The 6,000-nt window shown below is 68.7% G+C and carries 7 protein-coding genes; 4 read left to right on the forward strand and 3 right to left on the reverse strand.

The annotated features are described in order from the left end of the window. Nucleotides 1-113 precede the first annotated feature (113 nt). Nucleotides 114-638, reverse strand: coding sequence for a hypothetical protein (locus AW273_RS20355; RefSeq protein WP_062350093.1), 525 nt, complete (start codon nt 636-638; stop codon nt 114-116). A gap of 175 nt (nt 639-813) precedes the next feature. On the opposite strand from AW273_RS20355, the gene AW273_RS20360 reads away from it, so the two are divergent. Beyond that, entirely contained in the window at nt 814-1,320 is a 507-nt protein-coding gene (locus tag AW273_RS20360; protein WP_083949888.1) for an RICIN domain-containing protein, read from the forward strand. Nucleotides 1,321-1,467: 147 nt separating this feature from the next. Here the strand turns inward: AW273_RS20360 and AW273_RS20365 are convergent, their stop codons facing one another. Beyond that, entirely contained in the window at nt 1,468-1,731 is a 264-nt protein-coding gene (locus AW273_RS20365; protein WP_062350098.1) for a DUF6458 family protein, read from the reverse strand. Between the two features lie 90 nt (nt 1,732-1,821). On the opposite strand from AW273_RS20365, the gene AW273_RS20370 reads away from it, so the two are divergent. Further along, complete coding sequence (locus tag AW273_RS20370) at nt 1,822-2,328, forward strand: shikimate kinase (protein ID WP_062350100.1); 507 nt, start codon at nt 1,822-1,824, stop codon at nt 2,326-2,328. Nucleotides 2,329-2,403: 75 nt separating this feature from the next. Here AW273_RS20370 and AW273_RS20375 read toward each other — a convergent pair whose 3' ends face one another. Continuing rightward, nucleotides 2,404-2,829: an ATP-binding protein gene (locus AW273_RS20375; protein WP_157555973.1), complete on the reverse strand. Its 426-nt coding sequence runs from the start codon at nt 2,827-2,829 to the stop codon at nt 2,404-2,406. A gap of 304 nt (nt 2,830-3,133) precedes the next feature. On the opposite strand from AW273_RS20375, the gene AW273_RS37970 reads away from it, so the two are divergent. After that, the gene (locus tag AW273_RS37970) at nt 3,134-4,693 is read left to right on the forward strand and encodes a trypsin-like serine peptidase (protein WP_063910035.1); all 1,560 of its coding nucleotides are present in this window, start codon (nt 3,134-3,136) and stop codon (nt 4,691-4,693) included. A 130-nt stretch (nt 4,694-4,823) separates the two neighbouring features. After that, entirely contained in the window at nt 4,824-5,939 is a 1,116-nt protein-coding gene (locus AW273_RS20385) for a PP2C family protein-serine/threonine phosphatase (protein WP_062350105.1), read from the forward strand. Nucleotides 5,940-6,000: the final 61 nt, after the last annotated feature.

A 6,000-nucleotide genomic window follows, 5' to 3' on the forward strand; every position in this document is an offset into this window, starting at 1 on the left:
GGCCGGGACGTCGCGTCCCGGCCCTCGGCTTTTCCCGGCCCGGTTACTCGGCCCGGTTTCACGAGCCGGGTCCCACGAGCCGGGTCCCACGAGCCGGTTTCACGGCCCGGCTCTCAGGCGGTGATCGAGAATCGCTCGACCACGACCGAGCTGCGGGTGAACCCGCCGGTCAGGCAGGCTGCGGCCGCCGCGATGAAGTTGCCGGTGGCCCGGCCGTCGGCGTGGGCGACCCCGCCCTTGAAGGCCCCGGCGGCGACGTCTCCCTCGACCTGGAGGGCCTTGCCCACGCGGCTGAAGGCCGACTCCGTGATCGTCGACCGGCTGCCGTCGTTCCAGGTGATCGTGACCTTGGCCGAGGCGGGGTCGATCGGCCCCGGGCACTTGCCCGTCACGGTGGCCCTGACCCGGACGACTCCCCCGGTGATCCGCGGATGCCTGGCCGACTGGCAGGAGCTCAGGTCGCCGGTGCCCCGCACGCGGATGGTCTTCTCGGTGAACGTCAGCCCGGGAGTGTACCGCAGGTGCAGGTTGCCGGCCAGACAACTGACGCCGCCGATGTCGTCGGCGGCGGCCGGCTGGAGCGGTGTGAGGGCGAGGCCGGCGGCCAGGGCGACGGCGGACCACAGGAGTGAACGCATGGCCTCATCGTCATCGCGGCCCGGCCGCGGAGACCCATGGCCACGCGCGGGCTTTGACGAGGCGGAGCCGTAACGGAAGGGCTCTTTGACACAGTCACGTTGAGTGCTTGATCTACTACTTCAAGTGAGGAATGGTGATCATGCTCTGATCGACCCTCTCCGAAGGAAGCGAACCATGTCTTCTATTCGCCGCATGTTGTCCGGCGTCGTCCTGGCCACCACCGTCAGCGCGGGCGTCGCCCTCCCCGTCTCGGCTTCCGCCCAGGTCGCCGGCCCCGTCTGCGTCGACACCACGAACAGCCGGGCGAACAACACCGAGGTCCGCCTGTGGGCGTGCCTCGACCACGCCAACCAGCGGTTCGTGATCGACGCCGGGCAGATCAAGGTCAAGGACACCATCGGCACCGCCAGGGAGGTCTGCCTCGACACCACCAACAGCCGGGCCAACAACTCCAAGGTCCGCCTGTGGACCTGCCTCGACCACCCCAACCAGAAGTTCGTGATCGACGCCGGCCAGATCAAGGTCAAGGACACCATCGGCACCGCCAGGGAGGTCTGCCTCGACACCACCAACAGCCGGGCCAACAACTCCAAGGTCCGCCTGTGGACCTGCCTCGACCACCCCAACCAGAAGTTCGTGATCGACGCCGGCCAGATCAAGGTCAAGGACACTCTGGCCTGATCCGGAGCGGCCGATGATCGAGGGCCGGGCCGGGCGACCCGGTCGCGGCCCTCGTTCCCGGCCATGACACGAAGCCCATGACACGAAGGAGCCGGGTCGGAGGCCTGAAGGCCTCGGGACGTCCGGCTCCTCGTGTTTCGGGGTGGCTCAGATGGGGTCGTCGTAGCGGCGTTCCTCGTAGACGCGACGCTGGGTGGTGTGCACCTCGTCCACGGGGGCCACCGGGGTCACGGTGGTGGACGCGCGGCGGACGGCGCTCAGCCGGTAGAGGCCGAACAGCAGCCCCGCCAGGCCGCCCACCATGAGGATGACCCCGATGACCTGGATGTCGAGCCCCGCGAGGGTGAATTCGACCGCCCAGGTGAGAATGGCGCCCAACATGATCAGGATGATGCTTCCGGCGATGGTCATGGCGTTCCTCCTTCGACCGGTGCACTATCCCGTGAGCGAATCTCAAACGCGGGGGGAGCAAAACCGCACCACGCGGGCAGAATGCCCGTCATGAACGAGACCCCCGTCGTGATCATGGGCTTGATGGGCGCCGGCAAGAGCACGGTCGCGCGCCTGGTCGCCGAGGCGCTCGGCCGCGAGATGCGCGACAGCGACGGCGACCTGGAGGCCCGCTACGGGCAGACGGCCGCCCGCATGAACGAGACCGTCGGCACCGACGTGCTGCACGACCGCGAGACCGACGTCCTGCTCGACGCCGTGGCCGCCCGGCCCGCCGTGGTCGTGGCCGCCGCCGCAAGCACGGTCGAGGACCCCGCCGCCCGCGACGCGTTGACCTCGTCGTTCGTGGTCTTCCTGGACGGGCCGCCGGAGGTGCTGGCCGAACGGATGGCCTCGGGCAGCCACCGGCCGCACTTCGAGCCCGACCTGGTGCACATGCTGAAGACGCAGCGGGACAAGCGGCGGCGGAAGTTCCTGGAGGTCGCCGACCACGTGGCCGACGCGACGCTGACCCCCCACGAGATCACGACGGGAGTGCTGGCGGCGTTCCGCGGCTAGCCCGCGCGGCCGGGCGGCGCCGGATGCGGCGCGGGCCGGGGGCGGCGGGCGGTGCCGGGGTGGGCGGAGCCGTAACTAGGAATCTCCCAGCACGAACCAGACGATCTTGCCGCCGCGCGCGCCCGGCGCGAAGCCCCACGACGCGGCCAGCGTGCCCACGATCAGCAGACCGCGGCCGTCGGTGGCGTCGGGGCGCGGTTCGCGCGGGCGGGGCGGGGTGGCGCCGGTGTCGAAGACCTCGCCGTAGACCCATTCGCGGGTGCCGCGCAGCCGGAGCGCGAAGGCGGTACCGGCGTGGCGGACGGCGTTGGTGACGAGCTCGCTGACGATGAGCTGGCAATCGTCGACGAAGGAGGCGCAGCCCCGGCTGGTCAGTTCACGCCGGACCAGCCGGCGGGCCTCGGCGACGCTGGCGCCGACGGCCGGGAGGAGACATTCGGCCGACCAGGTCTCGAAGTCGTCGAGCCCGTCGAGCGCCGTGACGGCGAAAGGGACACTCATGCCCGCGTCCTCCTTCACCGTCCAAGTTGGGAGCGCTCCCACTTACATACCACGGTACGACACCCCGCCTCTCATGTGAACCAGGGGCGTCGAACTTGTTACATGCCGCGACGATCTACCGCTGGACAGGCGAATTGGACGGCGTCCAATCGAATCCGGTTCCCGGAAAATAATGTGATCTGGGTCACAGTTATAACGACCTGGGGGTTCTATCCGAATCGTCACATGTAACGTCCTTGCCAATCCATTTACTGACGGATGGGGCGCGAGTGACGTCCCACGGCAGAGCAAGGGAGACCCCGCAGTGCAGCGCACCCTCACCATCGGCAGCACCTTCGCCGGATCCATCGGACTGCTGGCCGCAGCGCTGGTCGCGAGCCCCGCCGCAGCCGCCCCCCAGTACATCGAGAAGGAGGTGCTGGCCGGTTCCAGCGAGGCGCAGGCCATCGCCTACTTCTGGGACAAGGCGCAGCTGCAGGACGCGACCCCCTACAACGTCGAGACGACGGTCGCGGCCAAGCACGTGTCCACGGGCGGCCCCACCGCCGACACCAAGGCGGGCACCGTCCCCGCGATCGGCGACGAGAAGAAGTCGACCTCCACCTCGAAGAACGTGAACCTGCCCCGCACGAGCGGCAAGGTCTTCTTCATGGGCGCCGACGGCAAGCCCCACTGGTGCTCGGGCACCTCGCTGCAGTCGAAGTACCGCAACCTCGTGGCGACCGCCGGCCAGTGTGTGTACGACACGGTCAGCAACAAGCCCGTCCTGAACAACTGGGTCTTCGTGCCCGGCTACTACCAGGGCAAGACCCCCTGGGGCATCTACGTCGGCAAGACCGCCTACACCCACTACGACTTCGACGTCTACGAGGACGGCGACCGCAACTACGCGTTCGTCACCGTCTACAACGGCGTCAAGCTCACGGGTGACAAAGAGGTCGACAAGAAGACCTACGACAAGTGGAAGGGTCAGAAGAAGATCCTCTCCGAGGTGGTCACCAAAGAGGAGTTCGAGGCCAAGTACACCGAGGGCGGCCCCTACTGGAAGAAGACCCTCGCGCCCGTGACCGCTCCGGTCGACCCGCCGAAGGCGTCGTTCACCCAGGCCGAGGCCGAGAAGTACTACACCGACGGCGTCGACGGCGTGAAGCTGACCACCGAGTCGGTCACCCAGGCCGCCTACAACGCCGCCCCCAACGGCACCAACGCCATGAAGAACGGCGAGAAGTGCCCGACGTGGTGCGGGCCCGACTCGGGCAAGGAATACCCGATCGACGAGGCCACCTACAACAAGCTGAAGGCCGACACCGCCTTCAAGGGTGTGCTGCGCAAGACCGAGCAGAACCAGTTCTTCAAGAAGGAATGGTTCGTGAAGAAGTGGGTGAAGACCTCCGTGCCGGAGGCCTACTTCAAGGACCACTACATCGTCCGCGGCCTCGAGAACGTCGGCCGCCTCGGCGACAACGTCGGCGGCCAGGGCCTGGCCTACAACCAGAAGCTCGGCAAGGCCCACTACGTGTTCGGCTACCCGAGCGGCGCCCACCCCGACGGCAACCGCGTCTTCTCCGGCAACACCCTGAAGTGGTCGTACGGGAAGACCTTCGCCGCCAAGGCGTCGGCGATCAAGGGTGACGAGCTCGTCGGCATCAAGTCGTCGTTCACCGGCCAGGGCGCCATCGGCTCCTCGTGGCTGGCCGGCTACAAGAACACCCGCCGCCTCGGCTACCTGAACGGCGTGACCATCGCGGTCTCCGACCGTGACGGCAACAAGCGCATCGACACCTCGGTCTCGGCCTACTTCGACGGCGAGACCTACGGCGTCTACAAGCAGGCGGCCAACGTCTGGTCCGGCTCGATCCTCTAGCCACCTTCAAAGAGGCGCCCGTATCCAGGGGGATGCGGGCGCCTCTCGTTTTTGTGACTTCGCATCCCAGGCGGGATCGTGAAGTATGGTCGCAAGCGCGTACCAGACGGGATTAGAGGGGATTCGCCGGATGCCGTTGCGCCTCACCGGAACGTTCCGTCCGGGCAAGGGGCGGCGCCGGGCGGCCGGGGCCCGCACGGCGCTCGCTCTGGCGGTGTTGCCGTTCCTGATGATGCTCCTCGTGTCGGTGCTCGATCTGAGCACGGGCCCTGAGATCGGGTTCCTGCCCCTGCTCGCGGTCGGCCCGGCCTTCGCCTCGCTCACCGGCGGCATCCGGCGGACCATGCTCGTCGGGGTGACCGCGCTGGTGCTGGCGGTGGGGCTGGCGGCCTACAACCAGCTTGAGTTGCGCCGGGCGTACATCACCATGGGCTCGATCGCCGGAGTGACGGCGGCGAGCGCCCTGGCGACGGTCGGCCGCCGCCGCAGGGAACAGGAACTGGCCCAGGTCAGGTCGGTGGCCGAGGTCGCGCAGCGGGTGCTGCTGCGGCCGGTGCCGCGGCGGGCCGGGCACATGCGCGTGGCCGTCTCCTACACCTCGGCCATGGCCGAGGCGCACATCGGCGGTGATCTGTACGAGGTCGTCACCGCCCCCACCGGCGTCAGGGTCATCGTGGGCGACGTCCAGGGCAAGGGCCTGGAGGCGGTCGAGACGGCCGCGCTGGTCCTGGGGGCCTTCCGTGAGGCGGCCCACGACGAGAAGGACCTCGAAGGGGTCAGCGCCCGGCTGGAGAAGGCGCTCAACCGGCGTCTTTCCGGTGAGGAGTTCGTCACCGCCGTGCTGGCGGAGTTCAGCATCGAGGAGACGACCATGACGCTCCTCAACTACGGCCACCCCGCGCCGCTGGTGGTCAGGGCGGGCGGGGAGATCGAGTTCGCCGACCCCGACGACCACGTGCCCCCGCTGGGGCTGGCGGTCCTGGGGCCCGAGGGGCCGGCGCCTTACTCGATCACCTTCGAACCGGGCGACCAGATCCTCTTCTACACCGACGGTGTCATCGAGGCCCGCGACGCCCTGGGCCGCTTCTATCCGCTGGCCGACCGGGTTCCGCTGCTCAAGGAGGACGACCCGGAGGCGGCGCTGGAGTCCCTGCGCCGCGACCTGATCGCGCACATCGACGGCCCGCCGACCGACGACGCGGCCATGCTGCTGATGCGCTGCCGGGAACCCGGTCTCGATCTGTAGGGCCGTGGTCCCGCCGAGGAGGACCCCCAACCTCGGCGGGACCACGACGTTCGGGGCTAGC

The sequence above is a fragment of the Herbidospora yilanensis genome, from assembly GCF_001570565.1.
Taxonomy (GTDB): Bacteria; Actinomycetota; Actinomycetes; order Streptosporangiales; family Streptosporangiaceae; genus Herbidospora; species Herbidospora yilanensis.